Source organism: Hansschlegelia beijingensis, from assembly GCF_045505405.1.
GTDB lineage: Bacteria > Pseudomonadota > Alphaproteobacteria > Rhizobiales > Methylopilaceae > Methylopila > Methylopila beijingensis_A.
In genome coordinates this window covers 1-4,304 of the sequence record NZ_JBJKEX010000264.1, presented here as the reverse complement: position 1 = coordinate 4,304, position 4,304 = coordinate 1, and the positions used below count along the sequence as shown (strand labels likewise).

Here is a 4,304-nt window from a genome sequence, read left to right as displayed (position 1 = left end):
GCCTTGAGGCGCACGAAGCCTTCCTTGTCGGTGAGCGCCGCCTCGACGATCTCGATCTGGCCGTGCTCGGGCGTGAGCTCCTCGGCGATCATGGCCTGATGGCGGACGCTCGCGCGAGCGGCGGCTGGTTCCGGCTGCGCCTGCTCGATCGCTACGTTCTCGCCCTGACGCTGCGGCCCATGCTGATGTCGCTCGGCGTCGTGCTGACGGCGCTGCTGCTCGAGCGGGTGCTGCGCCTCGTCGACATGCTGGCGACCGCCGGCGCGCCGATCATCCTGGTGGTCTCGCTCTCCACCAACCTGATCCCGCATTATCTCGGCTTCGCGCTGCCGGCGGGCTTCGCGCTCGGAATCTTCAGCGCCGTCTCGCGGCTGAGCCTCGGGGCGGAGCTCGAGGCGATGCTCGCCTCCGGTGTGTCGATCCAGTCCGTCCTGCGGCCGCTGGTCGCGCTTGGCTGCATCCTCTCGCTGCTCAGCATCCTGGTGGTGGGCTACCTCGCCCCCTATTGCCGCTACGCCTATCGCGACATCATCAATTCGAGCGTCGCCTACGCCTGGCGCGCGCATGCGCCCGCGGCCACCTTCATCAGCGTCAAGGACGGGCTGACGATCACCGCCGACGAGGTCGACAAGACCGGCCGGCAGCTCAAGGGCGTGTTCATCCAGAACCGCGACCAGGGCGCGGACGTCGTCACCTCCTCGGTCGCCGGCACGCTCGAGCTGACGCCGGACAAGACCCAGATCCAGCTCAAGCTGCACAACGGCGTCGTGGTGCGCGACTACGGCGCGGCGCGGCCGAGCACGCTGCGCTTCCAGGAGCTCGTGCTCGACAAGAAGTTCGACCTGCAGGCCCCGCCGTTCCGGCCGCGCGGCGGCAATGAGCGCGAGCTCACGCTGAGCGAGCTGTGGAGCGAGATGAACTCGCCGATGCCGTCCTCGCCGCTGAACGAACTGCAGGCCGAGTTCCACTCGCGGCTGGCGCGCTCGCTGTCGCTGCCCTTCCTGCCGCTGCTGATCGTGCCGCTCAGCATGACGATGCGCCGCAACGCGCGGGTCGGCAACGCGGCCGCCTCGGCGGTGCTGATGGTGCTGTTCCACAACGCGCTGCAGATCGGCCAGACCTTCGCGCACAAGGGCAGAGGCTGGGCGCCGCTCGATTGCTGGGCGCCGTTCTTCGTCTATGTGGCCTTCGCGCTCTGGCTCTACCGGACCAGCACGGACCGGCCGGGCGACACCGTCGTGTCGCGCGCGCTCGACCGGGTGAGACGGATCATCGAAAGCGTGACGCGCCGCCTCGGCGCGCGGCTGCAGGCGGCCAAGAGCTGATGCGCCTCACCCGCTATCTGAGCGTCTCGCTCGTCAGGATGGCGCTCACCGCGACCTTCATCCTGGCGTTCATCGCGCAGATCCTCGATCTGGTCGACAACGCCGGCGACATCCTCGACCAGGGCGACGGCCTCTACGGCATCCTGCGCTACGTCGTGCTGAGGATGCCGACGCTGCTGACGCGCTCGCTGCCGCTCGGCGCCCTCGTGGGGGCGACGCTGGTCCTGCTGCTGCTCGCCCGCAACAGCGAGATCGTGGCGATGCGGTCGGCGGGGCGCAGCACGAGCCAGCTGTTCCTGTCGATGCTGCCCGGCGCGCTTGCGCTGGTGCTGTTCCAGTCGACGCTGATCGACGTGGTCGCGCCGCACACCGAGGCGCGCCTCGCGATCCTGCTCACGCAGCGCATCGACCGCCAGGCCGACGAGGCGTCGAAGAACCCCAAGGCCACATGGCTGCGGATCGGCGACGCGGTGGTCTCCTTCGACCGGGTCAGCGAGCGCGGCAGAAGACTGAGGTCGGTGCGCATCTACGACCGCGACCAGAACAAGATCGTGACCGCGCGCACCACCGCCGCGGAGGCGCGCTACCGCAACGGCAGATGGACGCTCAAGGACGCCGAGCGGGTTCTCTGGACGCGCGAGAACTTCAACGAGCGCACCCCCGCCGACGGGGTGTGGGAGACGAGCCTCACGCCCGACGACGTGCTGTCGTCGCTGACCCCCGAAAGCCGCGTCTCGCTCGCGGCGGCGCGCGCGGTTCTGGCCGGCGAGATGACCCCCAACGCGCCGTTGCCGTTCTACCAGACGCTCATCGAGCGGGTGTATGCGGGGCCCCTCGGCGTCATCGTGATGGTGCTGCTCGCCATGCCGGCGGCGCTCGTGAACTGGCGCGACGCCCGCACCGGGCGGCGCGGCGTCCTGGCCATGACGGCCGGACTGATCTTCCTGCTCTCCGACGGGTTGCTGACGACCCTCGCCCTGACCGGCGTCGTCAGCCCCGCCATCGGCGCGTGGTCGGCGCTGGTGGTGTTCGCGATCTACGGCGCCTACCGGATCTTCCGCATCGACGGCGGCTGGCCGTCGCGAGCGACCAGGGCACAACCGGTGAAGCGCCTGGCGGAGGCCAAGAATTGAGCTCGATCGACGTTCGCCCTGTCGTCTCGAAGCGCGACTTCGAGCAGTTCATCGCCCTGCCCGGCCGCCTGCACGCCAACGATCCGACCTATGTGGCGCCGCTCAAGATGGAGCGGCGCGAGGCGCTCTCGCCGAAGAAGAACCCGCTGTTCAACTACATGGACTGGGCCTTCTGGCTGGCGTGGCGCGACGGGAGGCCGGTCGGCCGTATCAGCGCGCAGGCCGACCGCCGCACCGGCGACGTCGGCCATTTCGGGATGATCGCGGCGGAGGACGACCCGGCCGTCTTCAGCGCCCTGTTCCGGGAGGTGGAGGCGTTTCACCGCGCGCGCGGCAAGGCCGAGATCCAGGGCCCGTTCAACCTCAGCATCAACGAGGAATCCGGCCTGCTGGTCGACGGCTTCGACACGCCGCCGATGCTGCTGATGCCGCACGACCTGCCCTATGTGGGGCCGCGCGTGGAGGCCGAGGGCTACGCCAAGGCGATGGACCTCTACGCCTATCTGCACGACGTCGACACGCCGTTCCCGCCCGCCGTGGAGCGCATCCTGGCGCGCCCCACGCCGCCGGAGCTCACGGTCCGGCACATGGACTGGAGCCGCTACGACGACGAGCTGCGGGCCATCATCGACATCTTCAACGACGCCTGGGCGGACAATTGGGGCTTCGTGCCGCTCGGCGAGGACGAACTCGAACACCTCGCCAAGTCGCTCAAGCTGCTGATCGACGAGCGGCTTGTCTGGATCGTGGAGATGTCCGGCAAGCCTGCCGCCTTCGGGGTGGCGCTGCCGAACCTGAACGAGATCATCCGCGACCTCGACGGCGAGCTGCTGCCGTTCGGCTGGGCCAAGCTGCTGTGGCGGCTGAAGCGGCGGACCTACAGGTCCGGCCGCGTCGCCCTGATGGGCGTGCGGCGCGAATACCACCGCAGCTTCCTGGGCAAGACGATGCCGCTCCACATCTTCAAGAAGTTCCGCGAGGAGGGGCGCGCCCGGAAGGTGAAGTGGGTGGAGATGTCCTGGGTTCTGGAGAGCAACATGCCGATGCGCCACATCGGCGAAGCGCTCGGCGGCGGCAAGGCCTACAAGACCTACCGCGTCTACTCGAAGAAGCTCACAGCGTGACCACGGCCCTGGTGCTCGCCGGCGTCCGGCCCGGCGGCGACCCGCTCGCGGAATTCGCCGGCGTCAGCCACAAGGCGCTGATCCCGATCGGCGGCGTCGCGATGCTCGACCGGGTCGTCGACGCCCTGCGGGCGAGCGGCCGGATCGACCGCATCGTGGTGTCGATCGACCGGCCGGAGCTCGTCACGCGGCCGGACGTCGAGGTGCTGCGCTCGGGGCAGACGCTGAGCGCCAGCGTCTCGGACGCGCTCGAGAAGCTCGGCGCGCCGCTGTTCGTGACGACCGCCGACCATGCGCTGCTCGAGCCCGAATGGGTCGGCTACTTCCTCGACCACCTGCCGCAGACCACGGTGGCGGCCGGGCTGGCGCGCTCCGAGAACGTCATGGCCGCGACTCCGGGCACCAAGCGCACCTTCCTGCGGTTCGCGGACGGCGCCTTCTCGGGCTGCAACATGTTCTTCCTGCGCGACGCCACCGCGGTCGAGGCGGTGCGGCGCTGGCGCGAAGTCGAGGCGCTGCGCAAGAAGCCGCTGAAGATGCTGGTGCGGCTCGGGCCGGGCGCGATCCTCTCCTACCTGCTGGGCCGCCTGACGCGGCCGCGGTCGACGTCGACAAGCCGTCCGACCTGATCCTGGTGCGCCGCATCGTCGAAGGCGGCTGAGGCTCAGCCCCGCGCGGTGACGATCGCGGGGGCGTGGCTCTCGGCGCTGCCCGGAGATCGG

Annotated in this window: 4 protein-coding genes; all 4 read left to right on the top strand. The window is 69.7% G+C overall.

Features of this window, described 5'->3' with window-relative positions:
- Positions 1 to 98: 98 nt before the first annotated feature.
- The 4 genes from ACIKT0_RS13895 to ACIKT0_RS13880 are packed head-to-tail and all read left to right on the top strand — an operon-like array spanning position 99 to position 4,211.
- Entirely contained in the window at positions 99 to 1,325 is a 1,227-nt protein-coding gene (locus tag ACIKT0_RS13895; RefSeq protein WP_407105916.1) for an LptF/LptG family permease, read from the top strand.
- The gene (locus tag ACIKT0_RS13890; protein ID WP_407105915.1) at positions 1,325 to 2,458 is read left to right on the top strand and encodes an LptF/LptG family permease; all 1,134 of its coding nucleotides are present in this window, start codon (positions 1,325 to 1,327) and stop codon (positions 2,456 to 2,458) included. The genes ACIKT0_RS13895 and ACIKT0_RS13890 overlap by 1 nt, the downstream gene beginning before the upstream one ends.
- Positions 2,455 to 3,582, top strand: coding sequence for a GNAT family N-acetyltransferase (locus ACIKT0_RS13885; protein ID WP_407105914.1), 1,128 nt, complete (start codon positions 2,455 to 2,457; stop codon positions 3,580 to 3,582). The genes ACIKT0_RS13890 and ACIKT0_RS13885 overlap by 4 nt, the downstream gene beginning before the upstream one ends.
- The gene (locus ACIKT0_RS13880) at positions 3,579 to 4,211 is read left to right on the top strand and encodes an NTP transferase domain-containing protein (protein ID WP_407105913.1); all 633 of its coding nucleotides are present in this window, start codon (positions 3,579 to 3,581) and stop codon (positions 4,209 to 4,211) included. Before ACIKT0_RS13885 ends, ACIKT0_RS13880 begins: the two co-directional genes overlap by 4 nt.
- Positions 4,212 to 4,304 lie beyond the last annotated feature (93 nt).

Excerpts from the sequence above, each read along its gene's own strand:
- ACIKT0_RS13890 (WP_407105915.1), top strand. The coding sequence starts at position 1,325 with ATGCGCCTCACCCGCTATCTGAGCGTCTCGCTCGTCAGGATGGCGCTC.
- ACIKT0_RS13895 (WP_407105916.1), top strand. The coding sequence starts at position 99 with ATGGCGGACGCTCGCGCGAGCGGCGGCTGGTTCCGGCTGCGCCTGCTC.